The sequence below is a fragment of the Pseudomonas sp. GL-B-12 genome, assembly GCF_019955895.1.
Classification (GTDB): Bacteria; Pseudomonadota; Gammaproteobacteria; order Pseudomonadales; family Pseudomonadaceae; genus Aquipseudomonas.
In genome coordinates this window covers 45,009-66,357 of the sequence record NZ_JAHBCX010000032.1, presented here as the reverse complement: position 1 = coordinate 66,357, position 21,349 = coordinate 45,009, and the positions used below count along the sequence as shown (strand labels likewise).

The 21,349-nt window shown below is 59.9% G+C and carries 15 protein-coding genes and 2 pseudogenes; 9 read left to right on the top strand and 8 right to left on the bottom strand.

Annotation, left to right across the window (positions count from 1 at the left end; genetic code table 11):
• Positions 1-96: pseudogene (locus KGA85_RS17880) on the top strand (IS110 family transposase); the annotation flags it as partial.
• Positions 97-202: 106 nt separating this feature from the next.
• Here the strand turns inward: KGA85_RS17880 and KGA85_RS17875 are convergent.
• The 5 genes from KGA85_RS17875 to KGA85_RS17855 all read right to left on the bottom strand — a co-directional run bounded on the left by KGA85_RS17875 (position 203) and on the right by KGA85_RS17855 (position 9,303).
• Complete coding sequence (locus tag KGA85_RS17875; RefSeq protein WP_223543282.1) at positions 203-805, bottom strand: DUF924 family protein; 603 nt, start codon at positions 803-805, stop codon at positions 203-205.
• A gap of 3 nt (positions 806-808) precedes the next feature.
• Entirely contained in the window at positions 809-1,819 is a 1,011-nt protein-coding gene (locus tag KGA85_RS17870; RefSeq protein WP_095942319.1) for a class 1 fructose-bisphosphatase, read from the bottom strand.
• Positions 1,820-2,089: 270 nt separating this feature from the next.
• Positions 2,090-3,463: a DUF3999 domain-containing protein gene (locus KGA85_RS17865; protein ID WP_223457514.1), complete on the bottom strand. Its 1,374-nt coding sequence runs from the start codon at positions 3,461-3,463 to the stop codon at positions 2,090-2,092.
• The gene (locus tag KGA85_RS17860; RefSeq protein ID WP_223457512.1) at positions 3,460-6,666 is read right to left on the bottom strand and encodes a DUF2339 domain-containing protein; all 3,207 of its coding nucleotides are present in this window, start codon (positions 6,664-6,666) and stop codon (positions 3,460-3,462) included. The genes KGA85_RS17865 and KGA85_RS17860 overlap by 4 nt, the downstream gene beginning before the upstream one ends.
• Positions 6,667-6,852: 186 nt before the next feature.
• Complete coding sequence (locus KGA85_RS17855) at positions 6,853-9,303, bottom strand: glycogen/starch/alpha-glucan phosphorylase (protein WP_223457510.1); 2,451 nt, start codon at positions 9,301-9,303, stop codon at positions 6,853-6,855.
• A gap of 256 nt (positions 9,304-9,559) precedes the next feature.
• On the opposite strand from KGA85_RS17855, the gene KGA85_RS17850 reads away from it, so the two are divergent.
• Positions 9,560-9,997: a YkgJ family cysteine cluster protein gene (locus tag KGA85_RS17850; protein WP_046041314.1), complete on the top strand. Its 438-nt coding sequence runs from the start codon at positions 9,560-9,562 to the stop codon at positions 9,995-9,997.
• A gap of 233 nt (positions 9,998-10,230) precedes the next feature.
• Here the strand turns inward: KGA85_RS17850 and typA are convergent, their stop codons facing one another.
• Both typA and thiI read right to left on the bottom strand, forming a co-directional pair.
• Complete coding sequence (gene typA / locus KGA85_RS17845; RefSeq protein WP_046041316.1) at positions 10,231-12,051, bottom strand: translational GTPase TypA; 1,821 nt, start codon at positions 12,049-12,051, stop codon at positions 10,231-10,233.
• 139 nt (positions 12,052-12,190) lie between these two features.
• Positions 12,191-13,645 (bottom strand): tRNA uracil 4-sulfurtransferase ThiI, encoded by a 1,455-nt coding sequence (thiI, locus tag KGA85_RS17840; RefSeq protein WP_046041318.1) that lies wholly within the window; start codon positions 13,643-13,645, stop codon positions 12,191-12,193.
• 328 nt (positions 13,646-13,973) lie between these two features.
• Here thiI and glnA point away from each other — a divergent pair, with 328 nt between their 5' ends.
• From glnA to ntrC, 6 genes and pseudogenes are all read left to right on the top strand, one after another.
• Complete coding sequence (glnA, locus tag KGA85_RS17835) at positions 13,974-15,380, top strand: type I glutamate--ammonia ligase (protein ID WP_008002929.1); 1,407 nt, start codon at positions 13,974-13,976, stop codon at positions 15,378-15,380.
• A 178-nt stretch (positions 15,381-15,558) separates the two neighbouring features.
• A pseudogene (locus KGA85_RS31445) lies at positions 15,559-15,980 on the top strand (cupin domain-containing protein).
• Between the two features lie 25 nt (positions 15,981-16,005).
• The gene (locus tag KGA85_RS17825) at positions 16,006-16,521 is read left to right on the top strand and encodes a DUF4124 domain-containing protein (protein ID WP_223457506.1); all 516 of its coding nucleotides are present in this window, start codon (positions 16,006-16,008) and stop codon (positions 16,519-16,521) included.
• The gene (locus KGA85_RS17820) at positions 16,518-17,138 is read left to right on the top strand and encodes a DUF4124 domain-containing protein (RefSeq protein WP_223457504.1); all 621 of its coding nucleotides are present in this window, start codon (positions 16,518-16,520) and stop codon (positions 17,136-17,138) included. Before KGA85_RS17825 ends, KGA85_RS17820 begins: the two co-directional genes overlap by 4 nt.
• A gap of 229 nt (positions 17,139-17,367) precedes the next feature.
• Positions 17,368-18,453, top strand: a complete 1,086-nt coding sequence (gene glnL / locus KGA85_RS17815; protein WP_057712404.1) for a nitrogen regulation protein NR(II) — start codon at positions 17,368-17,370, stop codon at positions 18,451-18,453.
• Positions 18,450-19,886: a nitrogen regulation protein NR(I) gene (gene ntrC, locus KGA85_RS17810; RefSeq protein ID WP_046040882.1), complete on the top strand. Its 1,437-nt coding sequence runs from the start codon at positions 18,450-18,452 to the stop codon at positions 19,884-19,886. Before glnL ends, ntrC begins: the two co-directional genes overlap by 4 nt.
• Before the next feature lie 556 nt (positions 19,887-20,442).
• Here ntrC and KGA85_RS17805 read toward each other — a convergent pair.
• Entirely contained in the window at positions 20,443-20,883 is a 441-nt protein-coding gene (locus KGA85_RS17805; protein WP_223532753.1) for a hypothetical protein, read from the bottom strand.
• On the opposite strand from KGA85_RS17805, the gene trmL reads away from it, so the two are divergent.
• Complete coding sequence (trmL, locus tag KGA85_RS17800) at positions 20,882-21,337, top strand: tRNA (uridine(34)/cytosine(34)/5-carboxymethylaminomethyluridine(34)-2'-O)-methyltransferase TrmL (protein WP_223457500.1); 456 nt, start codon at positions 20,882-20,884, stop codon at positions 21,335-21,337. The two genes, KGA85_RS17805 and trmL, sit on opposite strands and share 2 nt — an antisense overlap.
• The last annotated feature ends 12 nt before the right edge of the window (positions 21,338-21,349 follow it).

The window sequence follows — 21,349 nt, the reverse complement described above, 5'->3', positions numbered from 1 at the left end:
ACTACGCAGGCACTGGTGATACTGGCCCGCAAACTTGCCCGGATCGTATTTGCACTGCTGAAAGGGCAGAGCGAATACCAACCAAAAGCAGGTTGAGGGCTTTCCCTCAACCATAGAATCTCCCACATTGGATCTCCAGTGCGACAAAGATCCCTGTGGGAGCGAGCTTGCTCGCGATGACGGATTCAGCAACAGCGCAAAATTAGAACCTTGATCCCGGCTTGGAGAGAAACGCCAACTCCTCAGCCGTAGACTCCCTTCCCAACACCGCATTGCGATGCGGAAACCGCCCAAACTGCGCAATCACCCTCTGATGCCGCTCGGCATAGTCCAGGTAATCGCTGAACAGCGCCCGATCAGTCTCCGGCTGCTGCGCCACCAGTTCGATATAGCGCGAGACGCCTTCGTTCTGCACCGCGAGGTTCTCGCTGTGCTCGAACACAAGGTAGATGAACACCCGCTGAATCGGCTGCAACTGCCGATCGAAATCCGCAGCAATGCCCTGGGCCACCAGCTTTTGCGCACGAAGATCGCCTGCAAAGGCTTTGGGGGTATCGCGAAAGATCATTCGCGGGATTTGATCGAGCAACAGCACCAGGGCCAGCCAACCTTCGGGACGTTGCATCCACTCGGTCAATCCGCCGGCCAGTGCCTGCTCGGCCTGGTCCCCGAAACGCTCGCGCGCTTCGAGGTCCTGGCTGTCGCGCTTGCCAAACCATAACTTGCCCTTCTGCGCCGCCACTTCCCTCGCTGACCCGGAACTCCCGAACCACCAATCAAGCAACGACTGCCAGGGCGCGGTCATGGTTTATTCCTTGTGGTAAGCCGTGACGCGGGCAACTTCTTCTTTCGAGCCGAGGAACACCGCAACACGCTGGTGCAGGCCTTCCGGCTGGATGTCGAGGATGCGCTGGTGGCCGTTGGTGGACGCGCCGCCCGCTTGCTCCACCAGGAACGACATCGGGTTGGCTTCGTACATCAGGCGCAGTTTGCCCGGCTTCGACGGCTCGCGGCTGTCGCGTGGGTACATGAACAGACCGCCGCGGGTCAGGATGCGGTGCACGTCTGCCACCATCGCGGCGACCCAGCGCATGTTGTAGTTCTTTTTCAGCGGGCCTTCATCGCCTGCCAGCAATTCGCCGACGTAGCGCTGTACCGGTGCTTCCCAGTGACGCTGGTTGGACGCGTTGATGGCGAATTCCTGGGTGGCTTCAGGAATGGTGATGTTTTCGTGGGTCAGGACGAAGCTGCCCATTTCACGGTCAAGGGTGAAGCCTTTCACGCCGTCGCCCAGGGTCAGGATCAGCATGGTCTGCGGACCGTAGATCGCATAACCGGCGGCCACTTGCTGGGTACCTGGCTGCAGGAAAGCCTTTTCATTCAAGGGCTCGTTCTGGCTCAGGTATTCGTTCGGGCAACGCAGTACCGAGAAGATGGTACCGACCGGGGCATTGATGTCGATGTTCGACGAACCGTCCAGCGGGTCGAATACCAGCAGGTACGCGCCTTTCGGGTATTTGCCCGGGATCTGGTAGGCGTTGTCCATTTCTTCGGACGCCATGCCGGCCAGGTGACCGCCCCATTCATTGGCTTCGAGCAGGATTTCGTTGGAGATCACGTCGAGCTTCTTCTGTACTTCGCCCTGGACGTTTTCAGTGCCCATGCTGCCCAGAACGCCACCCAGGGCGCCTTTGGACACGGCGTGGTTGATCTCCTTGCAGGCACGCGCCACCACTTCGATCAGGAAGCGCAGATCGGCAGGAGTGTTGTTGCTGCGGGTCTGCTCAATCAAATAGCGACTCAAGGTAACGCGGGACATGGAAGGCTCCGGTGGAATGGGGGGGCTAAAAACCCGCGCAGTTTAACGCGAGTCGGGGCGCATTTCCTCCTATCAGACGTGATCGGCTGAAGAGAGTTCATGCGCGGGGATGAGCGTAGTTGGAAATGGGCTCGATGTGAGCCTGGGAACTGCGGTCATTTCGGCATTTTCAGTGACTGGGCGAACGCTTTCGAGCAGGCTCGCACACAGGGGTACGAATTCCAACTGTGGGAGCGAGCCTGCTCGCGATTGGGTGCGCAGCACCCACTATCAGGATTTGGCTGGCGGCTTGCGCAGCAAACTGAACGCCATCGCCGCCAGGAACAAGACACTGAGCAACAGCACTGCCCACAAGCCGAACTTCTTCCACTGGGTGTCCGTCGTAGCCAGCGTTTTCTCAGTCGATGCTTTCGAAACCACCGCCCCGACATCCACCATGGCCCGGCCCAAGGTCGCAAGCTTCGCCGGGCTGTAATCCGGAATCAGCGTCGACAGCGGCAAGTTCGCCGCCTTCGCCGTCGCATTGCCCACGACCAGCGTGTAAGGCCCCGGCCCGCGCGCCAGGAACACCAGTTGCGTAGCGCGCACGGCAAACTTCAGCGTCGGCGCCTGATCACCCAGGCCGCCGCCGCGTTCGTCCACGGTCAGCTTCAATTGCTGGACGATTTGCCCTGACAGCTGCAATTGGTTTTGCACCACGTCCTGACCGTTCTGGGTCAGGCGATAGAGCAAACCGCTGCCCAACGACTGCCATGGCAGGCTGCTGTCGCGCCGGCCGGCCAGGCTCACTGGCGCCAGGCTGTTGGGCTGGCTCAACTCGACCTGCACCCGTTCGACATTCAGCCCCATCGGCAACTGCCAGGTGTATTCACCCGCCTTCACGCTGCTGCCGGCCAACCCCTGGGACCAGACCAACGGCAGCGGCAGGCTGCGGGTACTGGCGCTCTGCAGTTGCGCCGAAGTCAGTGTCGGTGCCGAATGCGGGGTGATCCACAGTAACCGCAAGTAGCGCGCCGACTGGCCCGGCAGGTTGACTTCATGCTGTTCGACCCGTTCGTCGGAAAAAATCAGGCGCGCCACCTGCCCTTCGCCCCAGGACTGCCAATGCTGCAAATCATCGCTGGCTTCGACGGTGAAACGCTGGAAGCCGTCGCGCTCGCTGGTCCAGTCGAGAATCAACTGCTGCAACGGCGCCTTGATCGCGGAAGCGTCGAGCAACCAGCCGCGCAACTCCTCCTCACCCGCTTCCAGCTGACTGGAGGGCTGCACTTCGACCAAAGTGCCGTTGGCGCTCGATTGCACCCGCACGCTCGGCGCGGTTTCAGTGGCGTCCACCGAGTTGTACAGCGCAAACCATTTCACCTCGGTCAAGGTGCGCGTTTCATTGCTCTGCGCCGACTCCCGGGCCAAGGCATAAGCCTGAACATCGCCCACGGCGTTGAACACCCGCAGATCGCTCAGGTCAGCCTGGCGTGCATTCAGTTGTACGTTCAGGGGCAGTTCAAGGCGATACCAGGGACCTTCGCCCGTTACCGACAAAGGCACTTGGGTGGTGAAGTCCGGTGGTTTTTCCTGAGCAACCACCGACAACACCACACCCATGGCAACAGCACCCAGCCAACCCAGGTTCAGCTTCTGACTCAAGACGACACTCCTTCGGATTCCGGGACCGGTTTCTCGATATCCGGCTCAGCTTCGGCGCGCTTGGGCGGCAGCGGGGCGAAATAGCCCACCACCAGCAGCAACACGCCGACTCCGATAAACGACACGATCCGCGCCAGCCCGCCGCGATTACTCAATTCGACAAAGAACAGCTTGGTCACGACCACGCCGATCAAGGCAGCGCCGATCAACCAGACTTCGCGGCGACGACGCAAATGGCCGCCGATCATCAGGCTCAGGGCCATCAAGGTCCAGACGATGGACAGCCCGGCTTGCACCTGCATCGACGCCAGCAACAGATCCAGCTCGAACGGCACTTCGCTCCAATGGTGCGCCGTACGCATTACCAATGCAGTAAAGAACACGAACAGCGAGGCACCTGCGACCCCTTGCGTGGCGATGGCAGCGTAATCCTCGCGGACCGCCAGTTGTGTCATGGCACTGCGGGACCAGACATAGACGCCGAACAGCGCAAACAACAGGCCCAGCTCCAGCGGGTTGATCAATGGCACGTAAGGCAGTGGCTCGGCGTTGCCGTCACTGGCGACATTTGCCAGCCAGAACCAGCCGAGCATCAACAACGCCAGCGGCGCGGCGGCGTATACGCGGTATTCGCGCGGATACGCCGACACCGGCCAAGGCCACGCGCGAGGTGCCGCCATCAACACCAGATAAACACCTGGCAGAATCGCCCAACCCAACCAGCGCCAGGCGTTGTATTGCTCGGACAACACCAGCAAGGCGTAACGCAGCTCCAGGGCCAACACGCCAATCAACAGCCAGCAGCCGAGCACATGGGCGACGCTCGTCACGCGCGCCGACAGCATGGGCGCCAGGCGTCGCAGGGATATGAAATGCACCACGAACACGGCAGCCCACGCCAGCCAGCCGACATTGGCCGCCGGGTGATAACGCGAGTGCCAGGCCGCCAGCAGCACCAACGCTGCTGTGGGAATCAACGCCGTGCAGAGCACACCCAGTGACGGCCATTTCAGGCGCAGCGCCAACACCGCGCACAGAGCAACACTCACGGCAGCGAGGCTCAACAACAAAGTCGCCTGCGTCGGCAACGGCGCAAAATGCAGCACTTCGATGACCCAGGCCAACGCCCACCAGCCTGCGCCCCACGCCAGCAGCGCCTGGGACAATCGCAATAGGCTCAGCCCTTCGAACGTTCCGAGCGAATGACCAATCTGCAAACGCCAGGCCCCGACCATCGCCGCCAGCCCCAACACCAGTGGCGCCCAGAATCCAGCATGAGCCAAGGGATTCAGCCCTTCACTGAACAGCGGCCCCGTCGCCAGGAATAACGCGCCACCCAACAGTTGCACAGCGAGCGCGGTGAACACGAAGGTGCGCGATGGCAGGCGCAAGCCAACCAACAACGTCAGCGCCCCGGCCAAGGCCCAACAGATCACCGTACCGTGGCTGAAGAAAAACAACGGCGCCAGCAAATAGAGAAACGCCAGCCCGAGGCACGCCAGGACTGGCAGGCCTTTCAGTTCCCAAGGCCTGATCTGTTCCGGCAAGGCTTTACGCAATTGGTAGAAGCTGAACAGCAACGCGACGCCCAGTAATAGCGCGCCTAACGGCTCGCCGCCGAGCAGGCTGCTCTCGCTGTTGTGCAACTCGCTGAGAAACGCCAGCGCCGAACCCAGTTGCAGGAGCAAGGCAAACGCCCGACCCAAGGGCCTTTGCTGACGCAGACCGAGCCAGAAGATCCCCGCGCCTTCCACCGCCCATGCCGCCGTCGTCCAGCGTGCATCGAACCCCAGCGGAATCGCCAGGCTGGCGAAGATCACGCCCAAGGCCAGGCAGGTTTCCCCCAGCAACAGCGTGCGCCCGGCCATCAGCCAACGGGCGAGCCCCATGTAAATCATGCCCAGCGCCAGGGCACTGAACGCCGTAGCGAACTCCAGATGCTGCACCAGTGCGAACTGCAAGCCGAAACCCACCAGCGGCGGACCGAACAGCAGCGTGCCGTCGACGTAGTCACCCTTGCGCGCCGACCACAGCAGCAGCGAATCGCGACTGCCCTCTGCCGGTGCATCGACCATCTCCAGCAGCTTGCGTCGGGCGAACAGCAGACCAATGGCCAGGTACATCAGGAAAAACAAAATCAGAAACGGCTCGGTACTCCACAGCAGCTCCGGCGAGTAGGAGCGCAAGCCCCAGGCGAAACCGATGCCGAAGGTGCCGCTGAGCCCGATGACATTCAACAGCCGCCAGGCCTTGAACCAGGCGATAACGAAGATGCCGGTGTTGAGCAGGGCAAAGTAGCTGAACAGCGCGACGTGGCTGCCGGCGCCGGTGGAGGCCAGGATGGGTGCGGCGAAGCCACCTAGTGCGGCAGCGGCGGCCAGCCCCAGGGAGTCCTGGGTAAGGGCGAGAATGGCCGAACAGACCGTCACCGCCACCAGCAGGCCAAACGCCGCCGAGGGATCGAGCAGCGGATGTAGGCGCATCGCGGCAAACACCGTCAGGTACAACACGGCGATCCCGGCGCCCTGCAGGATCAACGCGTAACTATTGTTGCGCGCTCGCAGCCACCAACCCAGCCCGAGCAACCCCAAGGCTGCCGCCGCAACGCCCGCGTAGCGCAGCTCAATCGGCACCACCACGCCTTCGGTGGCGTAGCGCAGCAGAAAGGCCAGGCCGAGGAACAGCAGCACCACGCCGACCCGCAGCACTGTATTGCCGCCGAACAACCAGGCGCGGGCGCGGCCGATGGCGCGATCGATGAGGTTCGGGCCACGCGGGGGGACCGGTGGTTGTGCCTGGCGAACGATCGGCTCGGCCTTCCAGGCATCGGCGGGCTGTGAGCGGTTGGTTTCGGTGGCCGCTGTGGCGAACGGTTCGAGTTCGGGCGGCAGCTCCCAGATCAACTCCGGGGCTGCGGCAGGTGCTTCATCGAGGATGCTTTCAGGTGAGACAAGTGGTTCGCGGGTTTCCGGCGTCTTGACCCCCGATGCTTCAAGCAGCGCCAGCCGTTGCTCGACCGCTTGCAGCGCTACCTGCGCCTGTTCCAGCAGGCGCTGCTGCTCCACTGCCTTAGACCCTAAACGTGCAATGCCAATAGCCTGGCCGATTCCCAATCCGAGTAACGCGCCCAGCAGTGCATCGCTGAATGACTCGTCGAGTATCCAGCCGAGCACCAGTCCTATCAGCATGAACATCCATTGCATGGTCGATATCCCTAAGCGGCCCCATCATGAGGCAAGTCCGGGTGGTACAGCGTCTGGTTCAGTCTAGTGGCCAGACACCCGGAATCCAGTGTGAGAGCAGATTGCATCTGCACCACAAGCCTGCTCCCACAGGGGATGAAGGTGGCGCTTAGTATATCGACCAAGCCCGGCAATACGGGCGTAAAACTACTCCAGTGCCTTCCAGATTTCCGTAGCGTACTCGCGAATGGTCCGGTCCGACGAGAACCAGCCCATCCGCGCCGTGCTCAACACCGCTGAACGCCACCACTCCTTCGAATCGTGCCAATGGGCTTCGACGCGCATCTGGGCGTGCCAGTAGGAATCGAAGTCGGCGCAGACCAGGAAGCGGTCGTAGTCCACCAGCGAATCGATCAACCCGGTATAACGGGACGGATCATCCGGCGAGAACACCCCGCCGCGAATCGCTTGCAGTACATCGTTCAGACGATGGGACGCGGCAATATCCGGCACCGCGCTGAACTCATGGTTCTGCTTGCGCGCCTCCACCTGCTGCGCGCTGAGGCCGAAGATGAACATGTGCTCGGCGCCGATGCGGTCGCACATTTCCACGTTGGCCCCGTCCAGGGTGCCGATGGTCAGCGCGCCGTTCAGGCCGAATTTCATGTTACTGGTGCCGGACGCTTCGAAACCGGCGGTGGAGATCTGCTCGGACAAATCCGCCGCCGGAATGATGCTCTCCGCCAGGCTGACGTTGTAGTTGGGCAGGAACACCACTTTGAGCAAGCCGCGCACGGTTGGGTCGTTGTTCACCACCCGGGCGATGTCGTTGGTCAGTTTGATGATCAGTTTGGCCTGGTGATAACTCGCAGCCGCCTTGCCGGCGAAGATCTTCACCCGTGGCACCCAGTCGATTTCAGGTTCCGCGCGAATCGCCTGGTACAACGCCACGGTGTGCATCAGGTTGAGCAACTGGCGTTTGTATTCGTGGATTCGCTTGACCTGCACGTCGAACATCGCCGCCGGGTTGACCGCCACGCCCAACCGCTCATGAATCAGGTACGCCAGGGCTTTCTTGCTGTGCAGGCGTTGCTCGGCAAACGCCTTGCGGAATGCACTTTTCTCGGCGAACGGTTCGAGGGCGAGCAAACGCTCTTCCGGGTTATCCAGCACTTGCGGCCCGAGGGTATCGACCAGCATCGAGGTCAGCTCGGGGTTGGCCTGATACAGCCAGCGGCGGAAGGTGATGCCGTTGGTTTTGTTGTTGATCCGCTCCGGATAGAGCTTGTGCAGTTCGGAGAACACCGTTTGGCGCATCAGTTGCGTGTGCAGCCCGGACACACCGTTGATGCTGTGGGAACCGAGAAACGCCAGGTTGCCCATGCGCACCCGGCGACCGTTGTCTTCCTCGATCAGCGATACCGCGCGCAGTACATCGAAGTCGTGAATGCCTTTGGCCCGCAGGGAGTCGATGTGCTGGGCGTTGATCAGGTAAATGATCTGCATGTGCCGTGGCAGCATGCGCTCCATCAAGCCGACCGGCCAGGTTTCCAGCGCTTCGGGCAGCAACGTGTGGTTGGTGTAAGACAGCGTATCGACAGTAACTTGCCACGCCGCGTCCCATGCCACGTCGTACACATCAACCAGTTGCCGCATCAGTTCAGCCACGGCAATCGAGGGGTGAGTGTCGTTGAGCTGGATAGAGGCGTGATCGCCCAGGGTCAGCACCGAGGTGTGCATGTTGCGATGGCGGCGCAGCAGATCCTGCAACGAGGCGGCGACGAAGAAATACTCCTGGCGCAGGCGCAATTCCTGGCCGGCCTCGGTGCTGTCCGCCGGGTACAGCACCCGAGAGATACTTTCGGCCCTAGCCACTTCGGCGACGGCGCCCAGGTGGTCGCCGGCGTTGAAACGCTCCAGATGCAGATCTTCCATGGCCCGTGCGCGCCACAAACGCAGCGTGTTGACGCTTGCCCCGCGCCAACCGACCACCGGCGTGTCATACGCAATGGCCCGTACGGTTTCCACCGGGTGCCAGACTTGCCTGGACTTGCCGTTTTCATCGGTCACGGTCTCGACACTGCCGCCGAAACCGATCGGGTAAACCACCTCTGGGCGCTCGAACTCCCACGGGTTGCCGAAATCCAGCCAGTGTTCGGTCTGTTCCTGTTGCCAGCCGTCGACGATGGCCTGGCGGAACAAGCCATGTTCGTAACGAATACCGTAGCCATGACCGGCGATGCCGAGGGTCGACATGCTTTCCAGAAAACACGCCGCCAGGCGCCCGAGGCCACCGTTGCCCAAGGCCGCATCGGGCTCCAGCAAGCGAATGCGCTCAAGGTCGACGCCGAGTTCGGTCAGGGCTTCGCGGGCCACGTCGAGCAGGCCGAGGTTGCTCAGGCTGTCGAAGAGCAGCCGGCCGATGAGAAATTCCAGGGAGAGGTAATAAACGCGCTTCTGACCTTTGCGGTAGATCTGCCGCGTGTGGTCCATCCAGTGCTCGACCATGTGATCCCGCGCGGCCAGGGCAATGGCTTCGAACCAGTCGTGGTCGAAGGCGTGATCCGGGTCTTTACCCACTGCATAAGTGAGTTTGGTCAAGACGGCGTCGCGGAATGCGGCCACCTCTGCTTCGCGAACAAGTGGTTCTTGAGTCATCGATAGGACCTCGAGCGAGCTTGGAATTGTCTGAGCCTAGACGGTCTGACAGGCGGTAGAGGCTCTGGTTCGGCAGTTTTTCCTTTGAATACGAGCTGGATCGACATTGCGTTGTCATGTGCCTGAATCAATGCAGGGCTCGTGCCGATTTTCCGGCTATTTGCAGCGCCTGCGAAAAAATCTGGCGAAAGGTTGTTCAAAAATCCACCAGTCCCGGTATGATCGCGCGCCCTGATGCACACGCTGGTAACAAACGATGATGAAGCCGAACCTGATCGCTGCCGCAGAGATCGACCGCCTCGATACCTGGGCCAAGTACTCTGCCCCGATGTGCGGCTCGTGCATGTCCAGCTGCTGCACCCTGCCCGTCGAGGTCAAGATCAAGGATCTGATCCGCATCGGCGTGGTCGATGAATTCGAGCTGGGTGATCCGCCGAAGAACATCGCCAAACGTCTGCAAAAGGAAGGCCTGGTCGAACGCTTCAACCAGAAGTCAGGAATCTTTACCCTCCAGCGCATGAGCAACAACGATTGCCTGTACCTGGATCGTAAGAGCCGTCTGTGCACTATTTATGAAAAGCGCCCGGATACCTGCCGCAACCACCCGAAAATCGGCCCGCGGCCGGGGTATTGCGCGTACAAGCCCAAGGAAGTGGAGCGCGAGCGTCATTCGCGGAGTATCGAGCGGTTCTGATATTTCCTGAAATTTGCAGCGGTTGATCGGCCGCCTTCGTCGGAACGCCGCCCGGAGCAAGCCCGCTCCCACAGGTATTTTTGGTGTTCACACAATGTGTGCCTCACCTTGAACCCTGTGGGAGCGGGCTTGCTCGCGAAGGGGCCAGCACAAACACCACATAAACCCCAGACAAACAAAAACGCCCCCGGCCTTGCGGTCGGGGGCGTTTTTTTGTCAGCTAACTAAATGACTTAGTTACCGGACTTCTTGGCAGCGCGGGTACGCTCGCTTTCGCCCAGGATCTTCTTGCGAAGACGGATGGACTTAGGCGTGACTTCACACAGCTCGTCTTCTTGTACGAATTCCAGAGCTTGCTCCAGAGTGAAGCGTACAGGCGGAACCAGAGCGATGGTTTCGTCTTTACCCGAAGCACGCATGTTGTCGAGCTTCTTGCCTTTGGTTGGGTTAACACCCAGGTCGTTGTCGCGGCTGTTCAGACCAACGATTTGACCTTCATAGATGTCCTGGCCGTGTTCGATGAACAGCTTGCCACGCGACTGCAGGGTTTCCAGCGAGTAGGTCAGTGCCTTACCGGTAGCAACCGATACCAGCACGCCGTTCTGACGGCCGGACATGTCACCGGACTTCATGGTGTCGTAACGGTCGAAGATCGAGGTCAGGATGCCTGCACCGGAGGTCAGGGTCAGGAACTCGTTACGGAAACCGATCAGACCACGGGCCGGGATGTTGTACTCAAGGCGCACACGGCCCTTGCCATCCGGAACCATGTTGGTCAGGTCGCCTTTACGGATACCGATCTGTTCCATGATCGCGCCCTGGGATTCTTCCGGCAGGTCGATAGTCACGTTTTCGTACGGTTCGTGCTTGACGCCATCAACCATACGGATAATCACTTCCGGACGACCAACACCCATTTCGAAGCCTTCGCGACGCATGGTTTCGATCAGTACCGAGAGGTGCAGCTCACCACGGCCGGAGACTTTGAACTTGTCGGCGGTGTCGCCTTCTTCAACGCGCAGAGCAACGTTGAACAGCAGTTCCTTGTCCAGACGTTCCTTGATGTTACGGCTGGTCACGAACTTGCCTTCTTTACCGCAGAAAGGCGAGTCGTTTACCTGGAAGGTCATGGAAACGGTTGGTTCGTCAACGGTCAGCGGCTTCATCGCTTCGACGTTCAGTGGGTCGCACAGGGTGTCGGAGATGAACAGCTGGTCGAAGCCACTGATGCAGACGATGTCGCCAGCCAAAGCTTCTTCAACGTCAATGCGGTGCAGGCCGTGGTGACCCATCAGCTTCAGGATACGACCGTTGCGCTTCTTGCCGTCAGCGTCGATAGCCACGACCGGAGTGTTCGGCTTGACGCGACCGCGAGCGATACGGCCAACGCCGATCACACCCAGGAAGCTGTTGTAGTCCAGTGCGGAGATCTGCATCTGGAACGGACCGTCACGGTCGACTTTCGGCGCTGGTACGTTGTCGACGATCGACTGGTACAGCGGGGTCATGTCTTCAGCCATTTCAGTGTGGTCCAGACCGGCAATACCGTTCAGGGCCGAGGCGTAGACGACTTTGAAGTCCAGCTGTTCTTCGGTGGCACCCAGGTTGTCGAACAGGTCGAAGATCTGGTCCAGAACCCAGTCCGGACGCGCGCCTGGACGGTCAACCTTGTTGATGACCACGATTGGACGCAGGCCGGCTTCGAAAGCCTTCTTGGTCACGAAACGGGTTTGCGGCATAGGGCCGTCTTGAGCGTCAACCAGCAGCAGAACGGAGTCGACCATCGACATTACACGTTCAACTTCGCCGCCGAAGTCGGCGTGGCCCGGGGTGTCCACGATGTTGATGTGGTAGCCGTTCCAGTTGATGGCGGTGTTTTTCGCCAGAATGGTAATACCGCGCTCTTTTTCCTGGTCGTTGGAGTCCATCACGCGCTCGTCGTTGAGCTCGTTGCGCTCCAGGGTGCCGGATTGACGCAGGAGTTTGTCTACCAGGGTGGTCTTACCATGGTCAACGTGGGCAATGATGGCGATGTTGCGTAGATTTTCGATCACTTGTGTATCTCGATCAGAGGATTCGGTGTGCTGACAAGTCTTGGCAGCGATTAACAGTAGCGTCCGTGAAAGCCGTTACAGCTTGACGGTGGCATCGGGGGGCCGGTGACGCAGGCCACAGGCAAACAGCCCCGGGCACTTAGCTCGGTCGATAAACGCGCACATTGGCATGCCCCTCACTGAGCAAATGGTGGGCATGCAGGCGACTCATCACGCCTTTGTCGCAATACAGCAGGTACTGGCGAGTAGGGTCCAGTTCCTTGAAACGAGCGTTCACTGCATAAAACGGCATCGTTTGTACCTCGATGCCAGCGAGGTCCAGCGGGTCGTCTTCAGCGGCATCCGGGTGACGGATGTCGATGACGATCTGACCGGCCAGCGCTTCGCTGACTTCTTCAATCTGCAAGTCCTGGCCCAGTTCATCGATCACGCGATCGATCGGCACCAGTTTGGCGTTTTCGAGCGCACGCTCGAGTACCGCCATATCGAATTCTTTCTCTTCATGCTCGACGCGATAGCGCTTGGCTGCTGTCTTCGGATTGACCGAGATGACGCCGCAGTACTCCGGCATGTGCCGGGCGAAATCGGCGGTGCCGATTTCGTTGGCCAGGTCGATGATGTCCTGCTTGTGGCTGGCGATCAGCGGACGCAACACCAGCTTGTCGGTCACGCAATCGATCACTGACAGGTTCGGCAACGTCTGGCTCGACACCTGGGAGATCGCCTCACCAGTGACCAGCGCCTCAATGTGCAGTCGATCGGCAATTTGGGAGGAAGCGCGCAACATCATACGCTTCAATACTACGCCCATATGACTGTTATCGACTTTGCCGAGAATTTCGCCCAACACTTCTTCAAACGGCACACTGACAAATAGCACGCGTTGGGAGCTGCCGTACTTCTTCCAGATGAAATGCGCGACTTCCATGACGCCCAGTTCGTGGGCACGTCCGCCCAGATTGAAGAAGCAGAAGTGCGCCATCAGGCCTCGGCGCATGATCTGGTAGGCCGCCACGGTGGAGTCGAAGCCACCGGACATCAGCACCAGGGTCTGTTCCAGTGCGCCCAACGGATATCCGCCGATGCCGTTGTGCTGGCTGTGGATCACGAACAACCGTTGGTCGCGAACTTCGATCCGGACTTCGATTTCCGGTTTTTTCAGGTCGATCCCGGCGGCACCGCACTGACGGCGCAACTGGCTGCCGACATATTTTTCAATATCTATCGAGCTAAATGGGTGCTTGCCGGCGCGCTTGCAACGCACCGAGAAGATCTTCCCGGCCAGTGCATCACCGTAGTGCTGCTTGCACTTTTCAACGATGTCGTCGAAATCGCCCAGCGGGTATTCATCAATCTGCAGGAAATGCGCGATGCCCGGCATGCAGCTCAGGCGCTCGCCCATCTCCTTCAAGGCCTTGGGGTCGCTGACGCGGGTTTCCAGCTCGAGGTTGTCCCACACGCCGTTCACCACCACGGCCGGGTCCAGATCGCGGAGCACGGCACGGATGTTCTTGGCCAATTGACGGATGAAACGCATCCGTACCGGGCGGCTCTTGATGGTGATCTCGGGGAAGACTTTTACGATTAATTTCATGGAAACAGCGCGCGCATGGCCTGCCGAAAAAGGGGGGCGCGGATTATAGCGGAAATTGCTCAAGGTTTAACCAGTTAATGTGCAGAAGGTTTTGCGCGCACCAAAACAGGTCATTTATTGAAATAAGCGCTACATTGTAGGGCGTGATTTTCCGCTTTAAGGTACTTTTCCGCCTGACAGGCGTGAAATTGGGGCAAAAAACCCATGGTGGGGCACTGGCATGCAATTTGCTCCCTTGTGAGGCAGGTTGCCTTGGCAGAGTATTCGCGCCGGCATCACCCACATTTAAGGGCATCCATTACTAGCCCGAAGCCACCCGGAGGACACTATGTCGAAGTCGGTTCAACTCATCAAAGATCATGACGTCAAGTGGATTGATCTGCGCTTCACGGACACCAAAGGCACTCAGCACCACGTGACCATGCCGGCTCGCGATGCGCTGGATGACGACTTCTTCGAAGTCGGCAAAATGTTCGACGGTTCCTCCATCGCTGGCTGGAAAGGCATCGAAGCCTCCGACATGATCCTGATGCCGGACGACTCCACCGCTGTCCTGGATCCGTTCACCGAAGAACCGACCCTGATCCTGGTCTGCGACATCATCGAGCCTTCGAGCATGCAAGGCTACGATCGCGACCCACGTGCGATCGCCAAGCGCGCCGAAGAGCACCTGAAAGCCACCGCTATCGGTGACACTGTGTACGCCGGTCCAGAGCCAGAGTTCTTCATCTTCGACCAGGTCAAGTTCAAGTCCGACATTTCCGGCTCCATGTTCAAGATCTACTCTGAACAAGGTTCGTGGATGTCCGACCAGGACATCGAAGGCGGCAACAAAGGCCACCGCCCAGGCGTCAAAGGCGGTTACTTCCCGGTTCCACCGTTCGACCACGACCACGAAATCCGTACCTCCATGTGCAACGCGCTGGAAGAAATGGGCCTGACCGTCGAAGTTCACCACCACGAAGTGGCGACTGCCGGCCAGAACGAAATCGGCGTCAAGTTCAACACCCTGGTGAAGAAAGCCGACGAAACCCAAACCCTGAAGTACGTCGTGCACAACGTTGCCGATGCCTACGGCCGCACCGCGACCTTCATGCCTAAGCCTCTGTACGGCGACAACGGCTCGGGTATGCACGTACACATGTCCATCTGGAAAGATGGCAAGAACACCTTCGCAGGCGAAGGCTATGCCGGTCTGTCCGATACCGCTCTGTACTTCATCGGCGGCATCATCAAGCACGGTAAGGCCCTGAACGGCTTCACCAACCCGGCCACCAACTCCTACAAGCGTCTGGTTCCAGGCTTCGAAGCTCCAGTGATGCTGGCCTACTCGGCTCGCAACCGCTCCGCTTCGATCCGTATTCCTTACGTGTCGAGCCCGAAAGCCCGCCGTATCGAAGCACGCTTCCCGGATCCGGCTGCCAACCCGTACCTGTGCTTCGCCGCACTGCTGATGGCTGGCCTGGACGGCATCCAGAACAAGATCCACCCTGGCGACGCAGCTGACAAAAACCTGTACGACCTGCCGCCTGAAGAGGCCAAAGAGATCCCACAAGTTTGCGGCAGCCTGAAAGAAGCCCTGGAAGAGCTGGACAAAGGTCGTGCGTTCCTGACCAAAGGCGGCGTTTTCAGCGACGACTTCATCGACGCTTACATCGCCCTGAAAAGCGAAGAAGAAATCAAGGTACGTACCTTCGTACACCCACTGGAATACGAGCTGTACTACAGCTGCTGATCCGGTAGCGCCGCAACACGCGGCGTGACAAAAAGAGGCCTCCTTCGGGAGGCCTTTTTTGTGGGCAACTTCCGACAATGAAACCCGACATCTCCTCGGGCACACACAGTATCGTCCGGCATCAACCAACTTGAATGACTCGTAGCCTGTTCACTACCTGCAATCAATGGATGGAATGATGAAAACTTTCCCACTCAAGACGCTACTGGCCGCTCTCACTGCCCTCGCCCTTCTAGGCTGCACCACAACCCCCCATCGGCAGAAATCAAACGGGAAATCCTGCTTCAAAGCAGCAAGTCGTGGGATAGCACACCTTACATTCGCTACCCGGATGCCGCGCCCGAACTGACAGTGCTCAAACTCACGATCCCTGCCAACAGCAAACTCCCCTGGCACACCCATCCGATTCCCAACGCGGCTTACATCCTCTCAGGCGAGCTAATAGTCGAAGACAGGAACAGCGGCCAGACCCGGCGCATCAAACAAGGCGAAGCGCTCGCCGAAATGGTCAATATCACTCATCGCGGCGTCACCGGCGATGAACCGGTAGAACTTGTTGTGTTCTATGCTGGGAGTGAGGGTATTCCATTGGCGGAGTAGTCTTTGCTTCACACAGGGAGTCCGAATGCGGCCACTGTTATTACTTCTACTGCTGTCCTTCAATTTTCCCGTGATGGCCCAAATCTACAGATACACCGATGCCGCCGGTAATACCGCCTACAGCAATCAACCGCCCGCTGGTGTTGAAGCCCGGGCGGTTGATTTGCCGCCGCTCAACAGCATCGAACGCCAACCGCCCAGCGCTCCTGCACCACCTCAGGCAAGCAATAACCCCGAGCCAATCCACGGTACCTACGAAAAACTGGAACTCATCGGCCTGCCCACCACAGAAGCGTTACGCGCCAACAATGGCACCTTCACGATAAACGTACTGATCAAGCCGCGCCTGCAAGGCCCCCACTTGCTGCGCCTGCTGCTGGACGGTCGGCCCTACGGCCAGCCAGGCAACGTGCCGACCCTGCAACTGGTGAACATCGATCGCGGCGAACACCGCCTCGCGGTGCAAGTGATCGATGGTGAAAACGTTGTGCAGCAGAGCCCTGCGGTGACACTCACCGTACAGCGAGTGCACAAGCCTTGAAGGCGTGGCTACTGATCACCTGCCTGATCGCCCTGCCCGCCTCGGCAGAGGTCTTCATGTATGTCGACGCTCAGGGCAATCGGGTTTTCACCGACCAGCCCAAATCCGGCAACGCCAAGCGTGTACCGCTGACAAAGAGCAATCGAATAGCGGCCAACCCCACCAGTGCAGCGCCGTTGCTTGCCCAGAGCAGTCCCGAAGTACAAGCGCTGTTCCACTATGAGGTGCTGCGCATCCTGATCCCGGAACCCGACGCAACCATCCGCAGCAATACCGGCGAAGTCATCGTCAGCGCCACCAACGAACCCGCCCTGCAACCCGGTCACCGCTACCGGTTGCTGCTCGACGGCCAGCCCACCGCTGAACCCGGCCTGAGCCCGGTGTTCCCGTTGAGCAACATTGATCGCGGCAGCCATACCCTTTCTGTGGAAATCCTCGACGAACAGGGGCGCATCGTCGAACGCACCGCCAACCAGCCCTTCCACATGCAGCGCACGTCTCTCGCCCAGAAGCGCAGGATCAAACCCTGCACTCTCGAAGACTACGGCCAGCGGCCGGAATGCCCGCTCAGCGACAAACCCGGCGAAGAAAAAAATCCTTTCCTGCGACTTTTCTAACCTCGTTCAGCTTTGCGCACTATATTGGTGCAATTGCTTGCACCGTACTCACATTCCAACCCATTTTGGTTCGAAAGTACCCGCAAAAGCTGGCAGAGCGCCACGCAAACGAGCGTCAAACGCCTGTTTCAGGCGCTGAACGCTTCTTTTCGGAGCCTTGGTTTGGTTTTTGCATTTTGCCCGTACCAGCGTTTTTTTTTGCGCATGCTCTGCCCTAAAAGAGGTCCCGATGACCATTAGCGACGCACTCCACCGTTTGCTACTCGATAACCTCACCACCGCCACCATCCTGCTCGACGCCGAACTGCGCCTCGAGTACATGAACCCGGCGGCGGAGATGCTGCTGGCCATCAGCGGCCAGCGCAGCCATGGGCAGTTCATCAGTGAGTTGTTCACCGAGTCGACCGAGGCACTGAACTCGTTGCGCCAGGCCGTCGAGCAAGCGCATCCGTTCACCAAGCGCGAAGCCATGCTCACCGCCCTCACCGGCCAGACCCTGACCGTCGACTACGCGGTAACGCCGATTCTGAGCAACGGCGACACGATGCTGCTGCTCGAAGTCCACCCTCGTGACCGCCTGCTGCGGATCACCAAAGAAGAAGCACAGCTGTCGAAACAGGAAACCAGCAAGATGCTGGTGCGCGGCCTTGCCCATGAAATCAAGAACCCCTTGGGCGGGATTCGCGGCGCGGCACAATTGCTCGCCCGGGAACTGCCGGAAGAAAGCCTGCGCGACTACACCAACGTCATCATCGAAGAAGCCGACCGCCTGCGTAACCTGGTCGATCGCATGCTCGGCTCCAACAAGCTGCCGTCGCTGGCCATGTGCAATGTCCATGAAGTGCTGGAGCGTGTCTGCCATCTGGTGGAGGCTGAAAGCCAGGGCTGCATCACCTTGGTGCGCGACTACGATCCAAGCATCCCCGACGTCCTGATCGATCGCGAACAAATGATTCAGGCAGTCCTGAACATCGTGCGCAACGCCATGCAGGCCATCAGCAGCCAGAACGAACTGCGCCTGGGCCGCATCAGCCTGCGCACCCGCGCCATGCGCCAGTTCACCATCGGCCACGTGCGCCATCGCCTGGTGACCAAGATCGAGATCATCGACAACGGTCCGGGCATCCCTGCTGAACTTCAGGAAACCATTTTCTTCCCCATGGTCAGCGGTCGTCCGGACGGTACCGGGCTGGGCCTGGCCATTACCCAGAACATCATCAGCCAGCACCAGGGCCTGATCGAATGTGACAGCCACCCCGGCCACACCACCTTCTCGATCTTTCTGCCACTGGAACAAGGAGCCACATCGACATGAGCCGTAGTGAAACCGTGTGGATCGTCGATGACGACCGTTCTATCCGTTGGGTCCTGGAAAAAGCCTTGCAACAGGAAGGCATGACCACGCAAAGCTTCGACAGCGCCGATGGCGTGATGAGCCGCCTGGCGCGCCAGCAGCCGGACGTGATCATCTCCGACATCCGCATGCCCGGCGCCAGCGGCCTGGAGCTTCTGGCGCGGATTCGCGAACAGCACCCACGGCTGCCAGTGATCATCATGACCGCGCACTCCGATCTGGACAGCGCTGTCGCGTCCTATCAGGGCGGCGCCTTCGAGTACCTGCCCAAACCGTTCGATGTCGACGAGGCGGTTTCCCTGGTCAAGCGCGCCAACCAGCACGCCCAGGAACAACAAGGCCTGGAAGTTGCCCCGACCCTGACCCGCACCCCGGAAATCATCGGCGAAGCGCCGGCGATGCAGGAAGTGTTTCGCGCCATCGGGCGCTTGAGCCACTCCAACATCACCGTGCTGATCAATGGTGAATCGGGTACCGGTAAAGAACTGGTGGCCCACGCGCTGCATCGCCACAGCCCGCGCGCCGCTTCGCCGTTCATTGCACTGAACATGGCGGCGATCCCCAAAGACCTGATGGAATCCGAACTGTTCGGCCACGAAAAAGGCGCGTTCACCGGCGCGGCCAACCTGCGACGCGGGCGCTTCGAACAGGCGGATGGCGGCACACTGTTCCTCGATGAAATCGGTGACATGCCAGCCGACACCCAAACCCGCTTGCTGCGGGTACTGGCCGATGGCGAGTTCTACCGAGTCGGCGGCCATGTGCCGGTGAAGGTCGATGTGCGCATCATCGCCGCGACTCACCAGAATCTGGAAACCCTGGTGCATGCCGGGAAATTCCGTGAGGACTTGTTCCATCGCCTCAACGTGATCCGCATCCATATCCCGCGCCTGTCGGATCGCCGCGAAGACATCCCGACCCTGGCCAAGCACTTCCTCGGCCGCGCCGCCCAGGAACTGGCAGTCGAGCCGAAGCTGCTGAAAAGCGAAACCGAGGAATACCTGAAGAACCTGCCGTGGCCGGGCAACGTGCGGCAGCTTGAGAACACCTGCCGCTGGATCACGGTGATGGCTTCGGGTCGCGAAGTGCACATCGGCGACCTGCCGCCGGAGCTGCTGAGCCTGCCTCAGGACTCGGCGCCCGTGACCAACTGGGAACAGGCCCTGCGCCAGTGGGCTGACCAGGCGCTGGCCCGTGGTCAGTCGAGCCTGCTCGACAGCGCCGTGCCGGCCTTCGAGCGGATCATGATCGAAACCGCCCTCAAGCACACCGCCGGTCGCCGCCGCGATGCCGCCGTCTTGCTGGGCTGGGGGCGCAACACCCTGACCCGCAAGATCAAGGAATTGGGGATGAAGGTTGATGGCGGGGATGATGATGAGGGGGATGAGGGCTAATCAGCCTTTAGTACTTCGCTGTCAGTTACATCCAATCGCGAGCAGGCTCGCTCCCACAGTGAATTTTCGGTGTTTTCACTATCGTGTAGACACCGTCGAACCCTGTGGGAGCGAGCCTGCTCGCGATGCTTTTTGGGTTATCAGTGCACCGCCGCAATGCACCGTGAACCGCAATCGCGCACAAAAACGGCTTCGAATCCCCGCCTGCTTTCGCAATCGAATCCCTTTCTAAAAAACACGAAAGCCCCGAATCTCGGGGCTTTCAGCGCATCAAAGAAATTTTTTGTTCCAAACTATTAAAACCTGGCACGCCCCCTGCAATAACCCTTTCAAGTGAATCAGTTCACCTACCCGGTTTCGGGGACCTTGGTACAGGCAGGCCGGGGATTCCCCTCTTTACATCGGGCTCACACCGCATCCGCGACGAGCCCAGCAGTTTTGGGGCCCTTGATACAGGCAGGTCAGGGGCTCCCTCTTTACACCGGGCTCACACCGCATTCGCGACGAGCCTCCCGTTTCGGGAACCTTGGTACAGGCAGGCCGGGGATTCCCTCTTTTATTGCTCCCGGAGATGGATCTCCAGCCGCCAGCGGTCATCGACCTCGCTACCGGCCCACTCGCCCTGCAGGGGCCGGGCCGCTACCAGTGTCAGCAACAACCCCCCATCACTCAAACGAACCCGCCAGTTCACGTCCTTGCCGCTGAGCTTGAGCTGACCTTTCTGCGCCTTGCCCTCGGCACCAAACAGCAGCGCGACACTGCCATCAACCATCTCTCCGTGGGTCTTGGGTTCGTTGTTGAACCACACCACCAGCCCGTCGCTCGTCACTTCAACCTGCTGCAGCTGACTGGGGTCTGGCGTGGTCAGGCGACCGATCATCATCCCGACCATCACCCCGACAATCGCCAGTGAGCCCATCACCCGCAGGAATAGTTTCGAACGCACGCCTTCTGGCGGCGTAGAATGCGCGTCATCTTTGCCTTCGGAGCCGTGCATGTTTCACGTCATCCTTTTCCAACCAGAAATTCCGCCGAATACCGGCAACGTTATCAGGCTGTGCGCCAACAGTGGCTGCCACCTGCATTTGATCGAGCCGCTGGGCTTTGAGATGGACGACAAGCGCCTGCGCCGGGCCGGCCTCGATTACCACGAGTATGCCACCCTGCAACGCCACGCGGACCTCGCCAGCTGCCTGGAGAGCCTCGGCCATCCACGGCTGTTCGCCTTCACCACCAAGGGCTCGCGGCCGTTCCACGATGCCAGCTTCGCCCCGGGCGACGCGTTCCTGTTCGGCCCGGAAAGCCGGGGCTTGCCCGCCGACGTACTGGACGCCCTGCCCGGCGAGCAACGCCTGCGCCTGCCGATGCGCGAGGGCTGCCGCAGCCTGAATCTGTCGAATACCGTGGCGGTCGCCGTGTACGAAGCCTGGCGTCAGAACGGCTTTAAGTAACACCGCATAAAA

Excerpts from the sequence above, each read along its gene's own strand:
- KGA85_RS17870 (WP_095942319.1), bottom strand. The coding sequence starts at position 1,819 with ATGTCCCGCGTTACCTTGAGTCGCTATTTGATTGAGCAGACCCGCAGC.
- KGA85_RS17825 (WP_223457506.1), top strand. The coding sequence starts at position 16,006 with ATGCGGCCACTGTTATTACTTCTACTGCTGTCCTTCAATTTTCCCGTG.
- KGA85_RS17855 (WP_223457510.1), bottom strand. The coding sequence starts at position 9,303 with ATGACTCAAGAACCACTTGTTCGCGAAGCAGAGGTGGCCGCATTCCGC.
- thiI (WP_046041318.1), bottom strand. The coding sequence starts at position 13,645 with ATGAAATTAATCGTAAAAGTCTTCCCCGAGATCACCATCAAGAGCCGC.
- ntrC (WP_046040882.1), top strand. The coding sequence starts at position 18,450 with ATGAGCCGTAGTGAAACCGTGTGGATCGTCGATGACGACCGTTCTATC.
- glnL (WP_057712404.1), top strand. The coding sequence starts at position 17,368 with ATGACCATTAGCGACGCACTCCACCGTTTGCTACTCGATAACCTCACC.
- KGA85_RS17850 (WP_046041314.1), top strand. The coding sequence starts at position 9,560 with ATGATGAAGCCGAACCTGATCGCTGCCGCAGAGATCGACCGCCTCGAT.
- trmL (WP_223457500.1), top strand. The coding sequence starts at position 20,882 with ATGTTTCACGTCATCCTTTTCCAACCAGAAATTCCGCCGAATACCGGC.
- KGA85_RS17875 (WP_223543282.1), bottom strand. The coding sequence starts at position 805 with ATGACCGCGCCCTGGCAGTCGTTGCTTGATTGGTGGTTCGGGAGTTCC.
- KGA85_RS17805 (WP_223532753.1), bottom strand. The coding sequence starts at position 20,883 with ATGCACGGCTCCGAAGGCAAAGATGACGCGCATTCTACGCCGCCAGAA.
- KGA85_RS17860 (WP_223457512.1), bottom strand. The coding sequence starts at position 6,666 with ATGCAATGGATGTTCATGCTGATAGGACTGGTGCTCGGCTGGATACTC.
- glnA (WP_008002929.1), top strand. The coding sequence starts at position 13,974 with ATGTCGAAGTCGGTTCAACTCATCAAAGATCATGACGTCAAGTGGATT.